This window comes from Hyunsoonleella aquatilis (genome assembly GCF_014270105.1).
Taxonomy (GTDB): Bacteria; Bacteroidota; Bacteroidia; order Flavobacteriales; family Flavobacteriaceae; genus Jejuia; species Jejuia aquatilis.
Genome location: NZ_JACNMF010000001.1, coordinates 298,166 through 316,848, shown reverse-complemented (window position 1 = coordinate 316,848; position 18,683 = coordinate 298,166). Strand labels below are relative to the sequence as shown.

General features: G+C 37.5%; 17 protein-coding genes. 12 read left to right on the top strand and 5 right to left on the bottom strand.

The window, feature by feature from the left end; genetic code table 11:
• Positions 1-48: 48 nt before the first annotated feature.
• Complete coding sequence (locus H7U19_RS01330; RefSeq protein ID WP_186558036.1) at positions 49-669, bottom strand: response regulator transcription factor; 621 nt, start codon at positions 667-669, stop codon at positions 49-51.
• 4 nt (positions 670-673) lie between these two features.
• Positions 674-2,458, bottom strand: coding sequence for a tetratricopeptide repeat-containing sensor histidine kinase (locus H7U19_RS01325; protein ID WP_186558035.1), 1,785 nt, complete (start codon positions 2,456-2,458; stop codon positions 674-676).
• A gap of 361 nt (positions 2,459-2,819) precedes the next feature.
• On the opposite strand from H7U19_RS01325, the gene H7U19_RS01320 reads away from it, so the two are divergent.
• The 9 genes from H7U19_RS01320 (at position 2,820) to H7U19_RS01280 (ending at position 13,318) form a co-directional block, all read left to right on the top strand.
• Complete coding sequence (locus H7U19_RS01320; RefSeq protein ID WP_186558034.1) at positions 2,820-3,998, top strand: acyl-CoA dehydrogenase family protein; 1,179 nt, start codon at positions 2,820-2,822, stop codon at positions 3,996-3,998.
• Positions 3,999-4,019: 21 nt separating this feature from the next.
• The gene (locus H7U19_RS01315; protein ID WP_186558033.1) at positions 4,020-4,703 is read left to right on the top strand and encodes a hypothetical protein; all 684 of its coding nucleotides are present in this window, start codon (positions 4,020-4,022) and stop codon (positions 4,701-4,703) included.
• A 189-nt stretch (positions 4,704-4,892) separates the two neighbouring features.
• Positions 4,893-8,393 carry a PPi-type phosphoenolpyruvate carboxykinase family protein gene (locus tag H7U19_RS01310; RefSeq protein WP_186558032.1) on the top strand — a complete coding sequence of 1,167 codons (3,501 nt, stop codon included), beginning with the start codon at positions 4,893-4,895 and terminating at the stop codon, positions 8,391-8,393.
• A 138-nt stretch (positions 8,394-8,531) separates the two neighbouring features.
• On the top strand, positions 8,532-8,921 hold the full coding sequence (locus H7U19_RS01305) for a hypothetical protein (protein WP_186558031.1): 390 nt from the start codon (positions 8,532-8,534) through the stop codon (positions 8,919-8,921).
• A gap of 84 nt (positions 8,922-9,005) precedes the next feature.
• The gene (locus H7U19_RS01300) at positions 9,006-10,088 is read left to right on the top strand and encodes a transporter (protein ID WP_186558030.1); all 1,083 of its coding nucleotides are present in this window, start codon (positions 9,006-9,008) and stop codon (positions 10,086-10,088) included.
• Positions 10,089-10,188: 100 nt separating this feature from the next.
• Positions 10,189-10,962: an SGNH/GDSL hydrolase family protein gene (locus H7U19_RS01295; RefSeq protein WP_186558029.1), complete on the top strand. Its 774-nt coding sequence runs from the start codon at positions 10,189-10,191 to the stop codon at positions 10,960-10,962.
• Positions 10,963-10,994: 32 nt separating this feature from the next.
• Entirely contained in the window at positions 10,995-11,891 is an 897-nt protein-coding gene (locus H7U19_RS01290; RefSeq protein ID WP_186558028.1) for a metallophosphoesterase family protein, read from the top strand.
• A 4-nt stretch (positions 11,892-11,895) separates the two neighbouring features.
• The gene (locus H7U19_RS01285; RefSeq protein ID WP_186558027.1) at positions 11,896-12,522 is read left to right on the top strand and encodes a hypothetical protein; all 627 of its coding nucleotides are present in this window, start codon (positions 11,896-11,898) and stop codon (positions 12,520-12,522) included.
• Entirely contained in the window at positions 12,494-13,318 is an 825-nt protein-coding gene (locus tag H7U19_RS01280; protein WP_343069060.1) for a DUF1853 family protein, read from the top strand. Before H7U19_RS01285 ends, H7U19_RS01280 begins: the two co-directional genes overlap by 29 nt.
• A 135-nt stretch (positions 13,319-13,453) precedes the next feature.
• Here the strand turns inward: H7U19_RS01280 and H7U19_RS01275 are convergent, their stop codons facing one another.
• Together H7U19_RS01275 and H7U19_RS01270 are read right to left on the bottom strand one after the other, a co-directional pair.
• Positions 13,454-14,203 carry a uroporphyrinogen-III synthase gene (locus tag H7U19_RS01275; RefSeq protein WP_186558026.1) on the bottom strand — a complete coding sequence of 250 codons (750 nt, stop codon included), beginning with the start codon at positions 14,201-14,203 and terminating at the stop codon, positions 13,454-13,456.
• A 14-nt stretch (positions 14,204-14,217) separates the two neighbouring features.
• On the bottom strand, positions 14,218-14,865 hold the full coding sequence (locus H7U19_RS01270; RefSeq protein WP_186558025.1) for a DUF4271 domain-containing protein: 648 nt from the start codon (positions 14,863-14,865) through the stop codon (positions 14,218-14,220).
• Positions 14,866-15,000: 135 nt separating this feature from the next.
• On the opposite strand from H7U19_RS01270, the gene H7U19_RS01265 reads away from it, so the two are divergent.
• The 3 genes from H7U19_RS01265 to H7U19_RS01255 are packed head-to-tail and all read left to right on the top strand — an operon-like array spanning position 15,001 to position 17,582.
• A complete protein-coding gene (locus H7U19_RS01265) occupies positions 15,001-15,729 on the top strand; it encodes a polyprenol monophosphomannose synthase (RefSeq protein ID WP_186558024.1) in 729 nt (242 codons plus the stop codon).
• Entirely contained in the window at positions 15,730-17,076 is a 1,347-nt protein-coding gene (locus H7U19_RS01260) for a dihydroorotase (RefSeq protein WP_186558023.1), read from the top strand.
• Positions 17,076-17,582 (top strand): DUF4296 domain-containing protein, encoded by a 507-nt coding sequence (locus tag H7U19_RS01255; RefSeq protein ID WP_186558022.1) that lies wholly within the window; start codon positions 17,076-17,078, stop codon positions 17,580-17,582. The genes H7U19_RS01260 and H7U19_RS01255 overlap by 1 nt, the downstream gene beginning before the upstream one ends.
• Here the strand turns inward: H7U19_RS01255 and H7U19_RS01250 are convergent.
• Entirely contained in the window at positions 17,542-18,642 is a 1,101-nt protein-coding gene (locus H7U19_RS01250; RefSeq protein WP_343069059.1) for an NAD-dependent epimerase/dehydratase family protein, read from the bottom strand. The genes H7U19_RS01255 and H7U19_RS01250 overlap by 41 nt on opposite strands.
• Between the last annotated feature and the right edge of the window lie 41 nt (positions 18,643-18,683).

Genomic DNA, 18,683 nt, shown 5'->3' with positions numbered 1-18,683 from the left:
AAAACTATGAAGTGGTGTAGCGTGAAGTACTACACCGATTAGGTAGGTCTAAATAAGTTTTCGCTTTGAAGCTTCCTCAATAGCATCCTCCTTACAATGCACTTGGAGTTTATCATAAATATTCTTGATATGATATTTAATGGTATTTACGCTTATCTCAAAAGTTAAAGCAATGGATTTGTAACTACTACCTCTCGCTAACATGTTGAGTACCTCAGTCTCCCTTTCGGTTAATATGGAATCAGGAGACTTTTGAAAGGATTGTACCACCATTTTGGCAATATTTATACTCATAGGCGCTCCTCCAGCAAGGGCTTCGTTTAAAGAAGCTATCAGCTTTTCCGACGAGGCATTTTTTGTTAAGTACCCTGTTGCTCCAGCACATAAAGCATCAAAAACTGTAGCAGAATTTTCATAAACCGTAACCATTATAACTAGAACATTCGGGTTGATTTTTTTTAATTCTTTAGTACATTGTATACCGCTCATTTTTGGAAGTTCAATATCCATTAAAACGATATTTGGCATGTCGTCCTTAAAGAATTTGAGAGTATCTTCGGCATTCAAATAAGAACCAGAAACCTTGAAATTTTCGGAACTATTAATTATATCACGGAATAGATCATTCAGAGGTTCATTGTCCTCCACTATCATTACTTTGGTTTTCATACATTCATGTGTTGAGTTTATAATTCAAAGGCATGCGTGAAGAAAACACAATTTTTGTCCCCTCACTTCCTGAAATAATTTCCAAACGGCCTAAGATTTTATCTGCTCTTAGTTTCATATTGGCCAGTCCGTTTTTGTCACTTACTCTTTCTTCATTAAAACCAACACCATTATCATCAAAACTAATTTCCAAAAAATTTGCTTTCAAACTTAACCGTAAAACCGCTTTGGAAGCGTTTGAATATTTTGCCGTATTTGTCATGGCCTCCTTAAAAATCATAATAATTTGCCTATTCCAGTAATAGGGCAACTTTATATTCCTGTGTAAATGTTTCTCCACGAAAAAGTCAATAGGAAAGGATTCGAAAAAATCTTCTCCAAAATCTGATAAATACGTAAAAAGCTCTTCGGCATAGTCGCTATTGGCCTTTATGGAGAACATAAAATCCCTCGTACCTTTGTATAATATATCTGAATCTAATTTGATTTTTTTCAATGCTGAAATCGCTTCTTCTTTGGTTTTGGTAGTTTGAGATTGCACCATATGATCGGACAGCACCGTAATTCGTGCAAGTTTATTTCCAAGGTCGTCGTGAAAATCTTTGGCAATATTGTCTCTTACGACCCCTAAACTTCTTTCGACCTCTTCTCGTCTATCCATTTCATTTTGAAGCGCCTTATTTTTCGATTTAAACTTAATTAGTTGATAAAGAACAAGGAATGCCACAACCACCCCAAACACAAGAGAAACAACAAGAAGCACATTGTTTTTCCGGATAAGTTTTAAGTCTTTTTCAACACTTTCTTTTTTTAACCTGAAATTTTCTTTCTCCTTTTTTTCTGTTTGATATTTCTGCTCTAGCTCAATAATTTGTCTTTGCTTTTCCTCGCTTAACAAACTGTCGCGAATTACAATTCTTCTTTTTAACAAACTATTCGCCTTTTTGTATTGCTTTTTTTGCTCATAAATAGAGCTCATCAACTGGTATACCATAGGCAGATTAATCAGCATTTTACTTTCGCTTATTAAAGTTTCTGCTAGTTGACATTTTTGTAGCGCCCCTTCGTAATTCTGAATTTTAAAAAGCGCCTGTGCTGCATCAATTATCGAATTTTCATAAAGTGGTCTTTCAATTTCATCCTTATAAATTAAAACGGAATCTCCGTACTTTATGGACAAATGATATTGATTAAGCTCTAGGTATGCTTTTTGGATTTTCTTGTAAATGGCGCCTATTAAGGGGTTTAATTTATTTTCTTTGGAAACTTTTAGGGCATTTTTTAAATAGTTAAACGAACTATCGTTTAGGTTTAACTTTCGGTAATCCGATCCAATATTTGACAATACACTTATTTTGAATCCCAAATCATCCTCAATTTCATTATATTCCAGTATTTTTTTTCTGGTATTGAGTGCTTTTTGATATTGACCAAGTGCCCCGAGAATTGCGGCAATGTTGTTATACATTCTAATGGCCTTGTTCTTCGCTCCTATTTTATCATAAATTTCAGCAGATGCTATCAAATATTTAGCAGTTTTTTGATAATCGCTTGTGTAGTAGTAATACTTTGCATGTGCTTCATATACAATTGCCGAAATTGAATCCACCTGAATTTCATTGGCCAACTGCGAAGAACTATGAAGTAATTCCCTTGCAGAATTATAATCAAAAACCTTTATTAATGAATCAATCTGTGTATTGTAGAACATAATTTCCCCTACCTTATCCCGTTGCCCAAAAGATTTTAGAACTATCAAAAAAACTAAAGAAAAAACGAAGTACTTCACATTGAGAGTTTAATCCAAAAAAAAATCAAAATTCTAAGTTAATATAAAAACATTATTGTTTTTTCCGAAGGTAGAAGCTAATGTGCATTTATTAAACGAAATTCGTTGATAAAAAAGCCACTACACAAACTTTAGCAGTTTTCTCAATAAAGAAGCACAAAATTAAAGTAAGCTGTACTACCTAAAATGGGTAGTTTAAACATCGTGAATCCTTAATTTGATAGTCATTAAGACTTAATCAGAAAGAATAAAATTTCAAATGGAAGCACTGCCACTTTAGAGTTTAATATTCTGTAAAAAAAACTGTTTTTAGTAAATTATTTTCAATAAATTTGCTGTAAATCTGAATAATATTTAATTTATGAGACCCGATTTGTTCGAAGCCCCGGATTATTACAATTTAGATGAATTACTTTCAGACGAACATAAATTAGTACGTGATTCTGCCCGTGAATGGGTAAAACGGAATGTTTCTCCAATTATTGAAGACTATGCCCAAAAGGCAGAATTCCCCAAACAAATTATTGGCGGTTTGGCTGAAATCGGAGCTTTTGGCCCCTACATTCCGATGGAATATGGTGGGGCAGGTTTGGACCAAATTAGTTATGGCCTGATTATGCAGGAAATTGAACGGGGCGATTCTGGGATTCGCTCTACAGCCTCTGTGCAATCTTCATTAGTGATGTATCCTATTTGGAAATACGGCAGTGAGGCACAACGCAAAAAATACCTACCTAAACTGGCCAGTGGCGAATGGATTGGATGTTTCGGATTGACGGAACCAGACCACGGGAGCAACCCCGGAGGCATGGTGACCAACTTTAAGGATAATGGCGACCACTATGTATTGAATGGTGCCAAGCTATGGATCAGTAATGCACCCTTTGCCCAAGTAGCTGTGGTATGGGCAAAAAATGAAGAGGGACGCATTCACGGATTGATCGTGGAACGTGGAATGGAAGGATTTACTACTCCTGAAACCCATAATAAATGGTCGCTTCGGGCATCGGCAACTGGAGAATTGATTTTTGACAATGTTAAAGTACCAAAAGAAAACTTATTGCCCAATAAATCAGGGTTAGGCGCACCACTGGGTTGTTTAGATTCCGCACGCTACGGTATTGCTTGGGGTGCCATTGGCGCTGCCATGGATTGCTACGACACCGCACTGCGATATAGTAAGGAGCGCACACAGTTTGGAAAGCCCATTGGGCAATTTCAACTTCAACAAAAAAAACTGGCCGAAATGATTACTGAAATCACCAAAGCACAACTACTGGCTTGGAGATTGGGTGTATTGCGTAACGAAAACAAAGCCACCTCAGCGCAGATTTCCATGGCAAAACGCAATAATGTAGACATGGCAATTAATGTAGCCCGAGAAGCCCGCCAAATTTTAGGAGGCATGGGCATTACGGGAGAATATTCCATTATGCGCCATATGATGAATTTGGAAAGTGTGATTACTTATGAAGGCACACATGATATTCATTTATTAATTACGGGATTGGATGTAACGGGTTTGAACGCTTTTAAGTAAATTAGCACAAAGAAACCATTGATGAAAAAAATTATTATTGCCCTAATTACCTTTCTCACATTCCAATTTTCATTTTCCCAAAAAAAAGAATTTGAAAACGTAAGCATCGACAAACTAATCACCGAAACGCAATATTCCAGTGACTCTACAGAATCCATTGATCTAATTTGGTGGATTCCTACAGAATATTGGAATGTGGTGTTTTCTCAGGACAAAACAGTCTCCAAATCAGAAAGTGAAGCCATCATAAATCTTCTAAAAAATTATGTGACCATAATTGCCGTAAAAGGAAAAGTGGGATTGTTTGGTGGTGTCACCTATGCTTCTAAAGATTCCATTCAATCCTCTTTAAAAGTCAGATTCAAAACCGACGAACTTCAACTTGAGAACGAAAAAAACTACGATCCAGATTTACTCAATTTTTTATCACTAATAAAACCTATGATGAGTAATATGCTCGGTCCTATGGGTGAGAACATGCAAGTTTTTCTATTCAAAAATCCTGGTTTTAAAAAAATTCTTCCGGTTGACCCATACAGTTCTGAAAATCTTTATTTTTCTCTTGGTGATTTTGAAAATGTAGTCGAATTGCCGTTGGGTTCTTTGTTAAAGGAAAAAATTTGCAATAAATGTAACAGAATGCTTAACGGAAAATGGTCCTACTGTCCGTATGATGGAACAGAGCTAAGTTCGGCCGATAATTAGGTTAACATTTTGAACCATCCCTACGTATTATCTCATTACCTGGTTAAGATTATTTCCCACATTCACTACATCGTTATAGCAAAAAATATCCCCGCAATATGACTTTTGACATGTTTTTTCAGGAATTCTAAGTCTAAATTTGCTTTGAATATGAATGTATTCACTTATTATTCAATAGTTTAAAGCATCATGAAAGAATCAAGAAAAGACATTATTCAGTTTATCAATCTGCAATTAGCGTCATTAGGCCAACCGACTTTTAAAGATAAACCAGACAGTAAAGAAAAATTTTTAGATCCGAAGTTTGAGGAATTAACCGGTGGACTCATCAAAAGCTTGAAGGAGAAATCCCGATTGCTGTCCAGCCATCATTCCCCTGTTGATAAACGAATTCAAAACTTTATTGACGATTACCTCAAGGAGATCGACATTAAAAAACCAATCGTGGTACCAAACGACACCCTTATCCTGACCAAAAAAGGACAGGCACGGGAAATTAGTTTGCCCCCAGATGGCAATCTCTTTAAAAGTGATTTGGTAACGTCCAACCGCATAAAGCAGGGAGTTTTGAACAACCCGCTTCACGATAAAAGAACCACAAAAGGAACGTTCCATATTGTAGAAGGCACCTTACCTGTGCCTTTGGATAAAAAAGAAGTACCGAAAGTGGTATTCGCCCACTTTTTAAATGCCGCATTTAACCCACCAGAGGACTTAAAAGTATTGCCCTTCACTTCCAGCCAGGAAGACAAAGCCAAGGTAATTGTATCCATGATGCTTAGGCCAACGGTTTGCCCAGAAGTAAAGGGTATCGTTCCTAAAAAATCCTTGGAAGTGCGCTTTTTTGTTCCAGGGAATTTGGTAAGTAATCTTGATTTTGTGGAAAACATTTTTGGCAATGCCGGAGACCCAAACCTTGCCCAAAACGATGCCGCACTGGATCCTGAACATTGGACAGGCCATACCGGATGTATCGTTTTAGCGCCTCATTTAAAAGAATTGAAAAAGAAAGATTTGGGCTTACCTCATTATGATGATGCCACCGAAAGACAACGTAAAGACGGCATGTGCTGGAAAGATGAAAATGAGCTTTACAATGACGGTGGTGCGTTTAAAATCACTTGCAGGGATGACCGAGGTGTAGTCATTACTTTGATTGCGGACAACTATTACGGCTATTCCAAAAAGGAAATCAAAACGCAAATCAGCTATTCCGCCAACCTATACGGATCATTGGAAGAAGAGCATGCTGGTGGCGCTATTGCCTACGCAAGACGTATTATGGGGGATACCGTAAACGGCGTGGATTATTCAAGGTATTACGGATTGACCCACACCTTTGAGGAGGTAAAAAAACTATTAGCAGACAGGATTACTGTTATGCCTGAAAACTATGCGGTAGACAATAAATATCCTAATATCATTTATATCCCCGAGACGTCCTATTTCAATATTAACAAAAATAATATTACATGGGAATACAAGGGCAAAACCCAGAAATTGACGTTATCGCCTTTTAAAACTTATGTGCATCCAACTGGTAATAAGCTCAGATTGGAAAAACACCCAAAGATTAACTTGTGGCGTATGGTGGAAACCTTTCCGGAAGGTGTGTTTTGCCACAAACCATGTACCGTCTCTGGAGGTGGTAAATCAGAGATTTCCAAGTCTATGCAAAATGCAATCACCTATAGCAACTTTAACCTTCAAAATATTGAAGAAGATTTCAAAAAGGCTGAGGAAATTATTGAGTTCAACTACTCTACCCGTTGGAAGGACAAAGACCCCAACCGTCCAAAATCAAGGTCGTTCTTAAGCGAAAAAAGAACTCTTGGTTCGGTGGTGAAATTGTTAACGCCGTCCGACGAAAACTCCGATGAATTCAACGCTTGGCTAGAAGGCATTCCGGTTCATGTGCGATCGTTGGTATTATTCATAAAACGTTTGTACAGACAGGCGCATGGTGCCACCCTTAACTGGAAGGACATGATGTCGGTAGAAATTGTCAATGGCGTTCAGGGGACTTCTCTAAGATACAACAATAACCCTGTTATGGGTAGCTATGTGCGCATTGGGTTCAATCAGCAAGGCAACTGGATGTTAAATAAGTTGCGTTCGGATTTCTCGGCAAGTGAAAAGATACAAACCGAGGATGATATTTCGGCTTCAATTACATTACCAAGAAACCAGTTTAAAAACCTGAACCCAGAGTACAGCAATCCTAGTGTAAAAGTATTGATAAACTGTGAAGCCCACTTATTCCAAAGACCAGATGAGGCCATCGTTAGAGGTTACGATAAAGGCGCTGAATTGGATATCATTTCAGACGGTAGGTTCTTGACCAATTATGAAAAGCTGACCAAAGCAGATGCGATTGCTATTTACGAAGACACCATTAATTTTGATAAATACACCCAGCCGGTTAAGGATTTTATTTTGGATATTATCAACAATGATGATGACGATATCCAGTTTGTACTGCCGTCCCACCCAAGGATTATTGAGGACGGTCTGCCAACTAAAAACCCACGGTATTTAGAGCCAAACAGATTTTTTCACGAAAACGAAGCATCGTATATCTCAGATATCGGCGTGCGATTACGAAGAAAAATTAAGGCGGAAGACCCCGTAATCCATGTAGTTAATGCAGTGCTACCAGGTAGAAGAAACAACCCGGTAGACAAAAAGGCTGGTATCCGTCCGTTGGCGGTTTACAACCCCATCCATTATCAGGAAACCCCTGAATTGTTTATGGATTTTGTATGTAGCTTAACAGGTAAATCACCGTCAACAACTGGAGCTGGTACTGAAGGTGCATTGACCAAAGCACCGTTTAATATGTTAACACCAACTACGGATTTGAACAACGCCTTGTTATCGCATATTTTGACTGAATCTAATGGATTTAGTACTGCCGCCGGCTATGTTGGTGCTGAGAACAAGATAGACCACGACGTGAGTTTATTGATTCCTGAAATTTGGGCAAGAATGACTCCCGAGGACAGGGACCCTAAAAACCTCATCGCCAATGGTTCGTTAGAAAAACTGGAAGATTTTGAATACAAAGGCAAGAAAATTTTAGCAAGCCGCCTGGGTTATAGAATTACCAGAAAATTTGACCTGTATTGTTTGAATCGTATATTCGACGAACCTACCGCAGTATTTAGCGAACGTATGCTGAAACCAGAACTTCAGGGCATGGAAGATTATGTGGACGGTATCAACAACATTACTGAGGCGCAACAGAAAGTGGCATTGAATTATTTTGAAGATGGCAGTGTTAATGCGGCCATTCCTCCGCTACAAATCCTGTTGCATATCATGGCCTATGGTCATTATGAAGGCAAAGATATCAGCGACCCAGAATTGCGTAAATTCTTTGACAGGGATTATGTGCTGAACAGTGATTGGTACAAAGAACGATTGAAATTAAAACAACAAAAAGACATTCGTTTTTACGATGCCCAGATCAGCTATTTGGAAGATTTTATTTCAAATTCAGATAACGAGGAACTAGTTACCGAGATGAATATCAAAGATAGATTGAAATCGGTAAAGGCACTTTATAAAGAGGCAAAATCAGATACCTATCTTCAACGTTTAGTCGGGACTATTGGAGCAGATCCTTTGTTTAAAAAATCCAAAACAACGGATAAGAAAAGTAGTTCTGAGAATTACCAGCTTAACTAGAAAAACTGATTATTTGTCCATTAAATGTTTTAATATAAGAGTCGATATCATTTGTATCGGCTCTTTGCTGTTAGAGCAAGTTTTTTCAAAAAAAATTAGACGCAAGATTTACACCAAATTTGCACCTAAACCGTATATTTGGCAAAATTTTCGGTGTTGCAAAAATTTACTGCTATATGTTTTGTATTCCTATACATGGTTGCTATGTTGAGGCCCGTGCAACCCTATGTGGAATATATACTGAATCAAGATTATATCTCTGAGTTTTTATGTATTAACAAGGACAAACCCAAGTTGCAGTGCAACGGTAAATGCTACTTGGCAAAACAGTTTGAAAAACAACAGGAAAAAGAACCATTCACTGCACTTTCTGTTTCATTGGAAAACTATCCTATTGGCTTTGTTACTATTTATAGAATTATTGCTCCGCAGAAATTCCCCTTAGCCGATAGCCCCCATTATTCATATCGTCAATTTTATAATTTTGACTTCCATCAAAATAACTTTCACCCACCGGATTTAGTTTAGTTTATACTCTGTTTTGATTCGGTTTCCTTGGAAATACCCTCCAGAGAACCTTAGCTATTTATTTTACAATAAACTTTAAATTCAATGAAACAATTATTTTTCGTTGTGATGCTATGCATTACAACCACTTTTGCTTTTGCACAACACGAGCAACACAAAAATCATGATAATTCAAACAGCCATGATAACCATGGCCACCATAATAAAGAAGGAAATTCATCCCAATGGTCTTCCGGCCGACCCGATGGTCATGCGCCAATATCAGTAATGGGAGACCATACACATCATAGGGGAGGGATAATGTTTTCTTACCGGTATATGACTATGGACATGCGGCAATTAAGATCGGGGACCGACGATACCACAACCGCAAATGCCCATGCCAATTATATGGTTGCACCAGTTGATATGATAATGAACATGCACATGTTAGGAGCTATGTATGCACTATCCGATAAAATTACCATTATGGCCATGGCCAATTATTTAGAAAACGACATGAACCTGCAAATGCGAAATGGCAACCAGTTTTCTACCAGCACCTCGGGTTTTGGTGACGTTATGGTGAGCGCACTGTATAGCATTTTCAATAAGAACAGAAAAGCGATGCACGCGCAATTGGGCATCAACATTCCTACTGGTAGTATTGAAGCGATGGATGTTACGCCAATGTCAATGGGCAATGATATGCAGTTGCCCTACCCTATGCAATTAGGCACAGGGTCGTTCGGCGCAAAATTGGGTTTGACGTATTTAGGGCAATCCGATAAATTTTCTTGGGGACATCAATTAACTGGAATGATAAATTTCAATGATAATGACCAAGATTATAAATTTGGAAACCAATATCGATTTAATAACTGGATTGGTGCCAAAGCTGGTGAAAACCTCAGTGTTTCCATAAGACTGGAAGGCGTGCTTATTGATGAGATTGATGGCGTGAGTTCACTATTGAACCCTATGATGGTGACTACGGCAGATGTTGCAAACTCAGGAGGCACGTTTATCAATTCTGGATTTGGCGTAAACTACATGATTAAAAATGGCGGTTTGAAAGGTTTACGTTTTGCCAGTGAAATCAGTACACCTTTGTATCAAGATTTAAATGGCATTCAATTAAAGCAAAATTATAATTTGATGTTTGGATTGCAGTACGCAATGCACTAAACCTCCTTTTTGCTTCAAGTTAAAAAAAGCGTTTCTCTACGAAACGCTTTTTTTGTAAATTTTATCCTCTCAGGTCAAAATCGTATCTTTAAACAAAAAGATGAAATTGAATTATAATTTGCTATTCATTGGCATAGGATTCTTTCTGTGGCTTGCGTGTTCTTCAAATGCGGAGTTAAATATCGATGATGAAACCCAAATAGAAATTGATAATATGGGTGAAACTACGGAAGACAATGAAATAGAACCCTCTTCAAAAGACACCTTAAAAATCCTTTCCCTAGGAGATAGCTACACCATCGGGCAAAGCGTTTGCGACACTTGCAGATTTCCTGCACAATTAAGGGACAGCTTAAATAAAAGGATAGATTCCACAGATAAGTTTGAGCTCGAAATTATCGCCACCACAGGATGGACAACTACGAATCTCATAAATGCAATAGCTAGTGAAAATCCTTCAAGCGACTTTGATTTGGTAACACTTTTAATTGGCGTGAATAATGAATTTCGAAAAAAACCATTTTCACTGTACGAAACCGAATTTCCACAATTGGTAAATACTGCCATTAAAAAAGCTAAAGGAGACAAAAGCAACCTTATTGTTATTTCTATACCGGATTATGCGTTCACACCCTTTGGAAATGGAAATACAGAGATTTCAACTAGACTGGACGCCTACAACAATTTTGCTGAACAATATTGCGCCCAAAATAACATTAGCTATGTTTACATCACCGATATTACTAGGCAAGGCCTTAACAACCCAGAGCTTGTCGCCTCCGATAAGCTACATCCTTCAACCTTGGCATACACAAAATTTGTGGAACGAATTTTACCCATAGCAATTGAAAAAATTGAGGTAGACAATAACTAATTATGCCTATATTAGCCTAAAGCGCTAAAGGTATGTTTTCCTCTAAAAAAAGACTTGATAAGGCCTATAAAAACGCTAAAGTTATTGATTTTGATGATGATAGCAAGTTTATACTCTTTAGTGATTGCCACCGGGGCGACAACAGTTTTGCCGATGATTTTGCCAACAACCGCAACATCTATTTCCACGCCTTAAAGCATTATTATAACGATGGTTTTCATTACTGTGAACTGGGTGATGGTGACGAACTTTGGGAAAACCTGTCCTTTGAATCCATTTTAAATGCACACAAAAATGTGTACATGCTTATGAAACTGTTCCATAAGGACAATCGGCTTCACATGATCTGGGGCAACCATGATATGGTATACAGAAATCCCGAGTATGTTAAAAAGCATTTATCCTCTTATTTTGACCCCAAGGTTGGCGAAGATGTAGAATTATTTGGGGACATTACGTATCATGAAGGGATTGTGTTGAAGCATTGCAGAACAGGGCAAGAACTGTTCTTAACCCACGGGCATCAAGCGGATTGGTGGAACTACCTGTTTTGGAAATGGAGCCGTTTTATGGTGCGAATTCTTTGGAAACCTCTCAACGTCATGGGCATTGCTGACCCTACGAGCCCCGCTAAAAACTACAAAGAATTGATAAAAGTGGAACGCCGCACCAAAAAATGGATAGCGGACAACAACAATCTATTAACCATTGCTGGACATACCCACCGCCCTCGTTTCCCGGAACCAGGGGATATTGCTTTTTTTAACGATGGCAGTTGTGTGCACCCTAGAAGTATTACAGGTTTGGAAATTGAAAATGGTGCTATTTCCTTGATTAAATGGCAAATTGCGACGAAGGACGACGGCACGTTGCAGATTGTGAGGGTGTTGCTGGAAGGGCCTACTAAGCTGAATGATTATAAAACCTAGTAAAATGAAAGTATTTTTCTTTTTTGTTCTATTACTACATTATCTCTCGTCTTTTTCTCAAGATGTTTCCCATATAAATAGTGATTTAGGTTTGCTTGACTCACTATCAAACTCAAAAGAAGTTCGAATTTACAAAGGATTTAGTTACTTAAATCAAACGTCTTTACTTCGAATTTATAAGAATTCGAAGGAAAACTGGAAAGCTGAATTTTATGAGCATTGGTCCATGACGAATAATGAAAAAGGGTTTAAGTCAAAAAAAATTGATTTAAAACCCAAAACAGAAATAGAGTTGGTTTATCTCAAACTTTTATTAAACCATATTCTTGACTTACCCAACCTTGACGATATTGATTGGAAATTAACAAAAAAAGGAGAAATAGTTAAGGTTAAAAGAAAAATTAATAGTAAGGGTGATTACAAAGAAATGTTCGAATTCAAAAATAGAACCAAAAAAGTTTTTCTCGATGGAATTTTTTTCAAAGTTCAAATCTCCGATTACAAAACAAACGAATTCTTTTTTTCAAGTCACAAAGAATATTTAAAGCTTTATCCTGATATTGATGAGTTAATTTTATATTCAGAAATTGTTAATATTTTAAGTGAAGAATTTGGTATCTGGAAAGACTAAAACCCTCCAAAAACGCTACCAAGGTTTTTTAAGCACCCCTTGTTTGTGGTTTGGTGATGCTGTTTATAATTTGATGCAATTTGAAATTACTTCATCACCTAAAAAAATTACTATTTCCATAGGTGATAAACTGCGATTGGGCAAATATGTGGAACGTTTAGTATCCTATCAGCTTCAACAAAACGAGAACATTACTGTTTTGGCAGAAAATGTTCAAGTTCAAGAAAATAAAACCACTCTAGGGGAATTGGACTGTTTGCTTTTAAAAGACGGCAAACCCATTCATCTGGAAGTGATCTATAAATTTTATCTGTATGATTCATCGGTTGGCACTACTGAAATTGAACATTTTGTTGGCCCTAACCGAAAAGATTCTTTGAGACAAAAACTAACGAAGCTTAAAGAAAAGCAACTACCTCTGCTCTATTCTGAAACCTGCAAACCATATCTTAAAAGCCTCAACTTAAAATCAGAAGACATTATTCAGCGAGTTTATTTTAAGGCCCAATTGTTTCTGCCTTATTGTAGTCAAAACATTCAATTGAATACCTTAAACCTAGATTGTATCTACGGATTTTATATCACCCAAAATGAACTCGATACTTTTGAAAATTGTAAGTTCTATATTCCTTCTAAAAAAGATTGGTTGATTGCGCCTCATCCCAATGTGGATTGGATAAAGTTTAAAGAATTAAGAGATATAACGAATGAACTTCTTGAGCAGAAGTATTCTTGTCTTTTTTGGTTGAAGCATAAAAGTGGTGTAATAGAAAAAGTGTTTTGGGTTTGGTGGTAAGTCGGAGGTACTCCCCATGTTAGGATTAAGTTATTGGAAACCTGACCCCTTATGGGCAAGAACCAAAAGAATTAATATAAAAAGAGGGGTAAATTTTTAAATTCGCCCCTCTTTTTATGCTATATTTTCATGAAACTACTTCCCTTTATTAACCTTCTCAATATACTTTTCCAAAGCCATGGTCATTGACGGTGTTTCGGGCGTTGGTGCCGCAATATCCACGCGTAAGCCTTTTTCTTCAACGGCTTTTATGGTTGTATTTCCAAATACCGCAATTCGGGTGTCATTTTGTTGAAAATCTGGGAAATTCTGAAACAAGGATTCAATACCCGATGGGCTAAAGAATACCAGTACGTCATAATACACATTCGCCAAATCTGACAAGTCGCTTACCACGGTTCTGTAAAATGTGGCCTGTTTCCAGTTTACACCAAGGGCGTCCAAGGTTTCTGGAATTGTTGGCTTTACCTTATCGGTGTTTGGCAATAAGAATTTTTCGTCCTTGTATTTTTTGATTAATGGAGATAATTCTGCGAAGGTACGCTTGCCCACATAAATCTTGCGCTTTCTGTACACCACATACTTTTGAAGGTAGTACGCCACGGCTTCAGACTGGCAGAAATACTTCATCGTGTCCGGCACCTTAAACCGCATTTCTTCTGCAATCCTGAAAAAGTGATCCACGGCATTCCTACTGGTAAGTATAATAGCAGTGTAGTCGTGTAAGTCAATTTTTTGATGTCTGATCTCTTTGGCTGAAACCCCTTCAACATGAATAAAAGGCCTGAAATCTATTTTTACCTTATTCTTCTCCTGTAAATCAAAATATGGGGAGTTCTCAATTTTAGGTTCTGGTTGAGATACTAAAATAGTCTTCACTTTCATAGGTCCAAAATAGTTTAAAAGGCACTATAAATCGAGTAAATTACTACGTATGGTGCGATTTCGAGAGCGCAAAGATACAAAATAAAATAAAATAAGTTGCTTTTTATTTCATTTTGATAGACTTTAAATGTTGTAAACAAACCACTTATATTCACGATAAAAAGTATTCCGAAAACCGTATATATCAAAGGAAGCGTTGGTGAAAAACTAAAAATCAACAAAGCGTTGATAGGCAAGAGTAACAAACCCAAATAATTCTTATAACTGATTTTTTGAAACAAATAATCGTCAATCAAATAATCTATTTCAAAAAGGCTTCCGATCAGGCGCTCCAAAAGCACTTTACTCAAAATAAAAACCCCTATACCCACGATTAGCTTCACTATTAACGTTAAATCCATATAGGCTTCGCCAGTAAACCCTTGAATACAAAGGGCTAAAAAAATAGCTGAAGAAATAATGAGATTTAAGAATAAGGCACCGTCATAATAATCCAAAAACTTTTGGTCCTTGCCATAAATTTTTAAGTACTTGGAATTTCCAATAACCATTATAAACTCTCTAAAACGCTTGGGATCAATACTTTTTGCCACGGCAATGGCCACAAGTCCAACTATCAAAAGAATAGTAAAAAGCGTATAAGACGGCACTTCCCTTAACATGTTGTAAAATTATCATAATTATTGTTTAAGCTATGAAATATTACGAAATTTTTAAAAAAAAGAAGAGGCGAAAAATGTACATTTGCGTCAGTACGAAAACTGTAAATCGTTTTTGTGCTGGATTATCAGATTGAGATGAAGAACGCCGTAGTTATAATTCCTACTTACAACGAGATTGAAAATGTTGAGGCAATCATCAGGGCGGTATTTTCAGAATCCAAAGACGTCCATATTCTTATTGTGGACGATAATTCCCCAGACGGAACGGCGAAAAAAGTGAAGGCACTTCAAAAGGAATTTACAGGTAGATTATTCATAAAGGAAAGAGAGGGCAAAGGTGGTTTAGGGACCGCTTATATTCTAGGCTTCAAATGGAGTTTGGTCCGATCTTATGAATACATTTTTGAAATGGATGCCGACTTTTCACATGACCCAAAAGATTTGAAGCGACTGTACAAGGCCTGTGCGGTGGACGGTGCCGATATGTCTATCGGGTCGCGATACGTCACCGGGGTAAATGTGGTGAACTGGCCGATGGGCCGGGTGCTGATGTCTTATTTGGCATCAAAATATGTTCGGTTGATTACAGGGATGAAAATTAACGATACCACCGCCGGATTTGTATGCTATAAACGCAGGGTTTTGGAGACTTTAGACTTGACAAAAATCAAGTTTATCGGTTATGCCTTTCAAATCGAAATGAAATTTAAAACCCACTTGAAACACTTCAAAATTGTAGAAGTTCCAGTTATTTTTACCGATAGAGTACGCGGGGAATCCAAATTGAGTTCTGGGATTATTTCCGAAGCTGTTTTTGGTGTCATCTCAATGAAGTTGAAAAGTTTATTTAAACGTAAAAGCTAAATGAAGCTAAAAAGAACACTCATAAAAAACGCTAAAATTGTGAACGAAGGCACAATTTTTAACGGCGATATATTAATAGAAGGCGAATTTATAAAGCGAATTGCGAAGTCAATTAGTGCAAAGTCGGCCGATGTAAGGGTGATTGATGCGGAAGGCCAACATGTTTTGCCAGGTGCTATGGACGACCAAGTACACTTTAGGGAACCCGGGCTGACACATAAAGCGAACATTGAAACTGAATCCAAAGCGGCAATTGCCGGAGGCATAACGTCCTTTATCGAAATGCCGAATACAAATCCTCAGACCACCACAATTGAGAAGCTTAATGAAAAGTTTAAGATAGCCGAGAAAACCTCCTCAGCCAATTATTCCTTTATGTTTGGTGGCACCAATGATAATTTGGATGAGATTTTAAAGGTGGATGAAACGGCAGTTGCTGGATTAAAACTATTTCTCGGGTCTTCTACAGGAAATATGCTGGTGGACGACCCGAAGGTTTTAGAGAAAATCTTCAAAAGCACCAATATGGTGATTTCGGTGCATTGTGAAGACGAAGCGACAATAAAAAAGAATATGAAAGCCCATTTGGACAAATATGGGGAGGATATTCCTATTGAAAAACACCCCATCATCCGCAGTGAAGAGGCCTGCTATTTGTCTTCTTCCCAAGCCATTGAGTTGGCAAAAAAAACGGGGGCAAGACTGCACGTTTTTCATTTGTCCACCGGAAAGGAAACCAATTTGTTTACCAATAAAATTCCGTTAAAGGACAAAAAAATTACGGCTGAGGTATGCATCCATCACCTGTGGTTTTCGGATGAAGATTACAAGAAAAAAGGAACGTTGATTAAATGGAACCCAGCGGTAAAAACCAAAAACGACCGAGAGCAACTGTGGGAAGCTCTTTTGGATGACCGCATTGACGTTATAGCAACTGACCATGCGCCACATACTATGGAAGAGAAGAAAAACGTTTATACAAAAGCACCTTCCGGCGGGCCATTGGTGCAACATGCGTTGCCTGCCATGTTGGAAATGTTTCATAAAGGCAAGATTTCCATCGAAAAAATTGTGGAAAAAATGTGCCATAACCCCGCCATTTTATTTCAGGTGGAACGTCGCGGATATATCAAAGAAGGCTATTATGCAGATTTGGTTTTTGTAGATTTGAACAGTCCATGGACGGTGAAAAAGGAAAATATTTTATACAAATGCGGTTGGTCTCCTTTTGAAGGGTCTACCTTTAAATCTAGAATTACACATACCTTTTTAAATGGTACTTTGGTGTATCGAAATTTTAAATTTTTGAATGTAAAATCAGCCAAAAGGCTCACTTTTAATAGATAATGCCAAAAAAGCTAAGTTTACTTTTATGTGTTTTAATGGGAATAACTTCCTGTTATAAATACAACAAGCCCGAGAAGCCAGAACCTTTGCTAACGAAGGAAAAGATGGCGCATATCCTTATCGATTTAAAGATAATTAACGCAGTTACCGGTTTGGATAAAAAGGTGTTAGACAGTGCCAATGTTACGGCGGATGGATACATTTATAAGAAATACAATATCGATAGTATCCAATTTGCGCAAAACAATGCCTATTACGCCTACTATGTTGATGAATATGAGGAGATTTACGCTTTGGCCAAAGACAGCTTGGATAAGTTAAAAGCTAAGTATGATTCTATTGTAAACATTGAAAAAGAAGCGAAAAAAATCAAAGATTCATTACAACGAATAGAAAAAGATTCTTTGAAGAACATTCAGAAGGAAACTATTAAGGAATTAGAGGGGCTAGAGATCGAAGCAGAACTTATCGAACCGATTTCAGATACTGATTTGACACCTCAGTAATACAGTCATCAATTGATGAAAATTGATAATTCAGATCTCTGTTTATTTTAGCACTGCTGTATTCATGAGGTTTATTAAGTGATTGCGCTAGATGTTTGGTCAATACTCTTCGCTTTCCCATTATTTTATGTTTTAACCAATCCAAACGCCATGCTATATTCAAAAGCCAAGTTTTAGCTTGTTTTTTTGGAATTCTTGAGTTTAAAGATTTGGCCAAGGTTTGCAAAAACCTTTGGTAGTCCCAGTTTTCGGCAACTAGAATGTAACGTTGATTTTTAATATCGCTCCTTAAGAGCTCTATCATAACTTTAACTACATCTTGGACTGTAACTAGTCCGACACTTCCGGCAGTATAATACCTAATCCCATTGTGGGCTCTTTTAAACAAATTTCCCGAACCGTAACGCCAAATTCCGGCGCCTAAAATAACTCCAGGATTTACAACAACGGCATCCAAACCTTCTTGGGTGCCACGCCAAACTTCCATCTCGGCGCCATATTTTGTTATGGCATACACGCTGTGGTCTTCCTCGGGATTATATGCAGTTTCTTCAGTAATCGTTTCGCCATTTGTGGGGCTTCCTGTGGTGGCAATCGAGCTCACATAACACAATTTTTTAACTCCATTTGCCATACTGAGATTTACCACATTGGCTGTACCCTCAATGTTAGCGTGTCGAAGCAGTTGGTATTTATCTGGTTCAAAAGAAACAAAGGCGGCACAATGATATACAAAATCAACACCCTTTAAGGCCACATCCAATGTGGGAATATCCAAAATATCGGCTTTAACCCATTCAATACGGTCAAAAATAGGCTGATAGTTGTCCGTGTACGTTGAAAATACGTGTTTTACGTTTTCAAGTTTGCGTTCCGTTCTATAAATCGCTCGAACAGTTTCTTTGGAAGTCGCCAATTGATACAACAAATGCGCTCCTAACAAACCAGTGCCCCCTGTGACTAAAACCATAGGGCGAAAATAATGAATATTAATAACTGCACAGTCTATGGTTATAAGTTGATTTGCGAAATTAATTTGATACCCTTTTATGGCACCCATTTATTAGCGTCTTTTTATATTTGCGCTAGTTTTCAAAATTA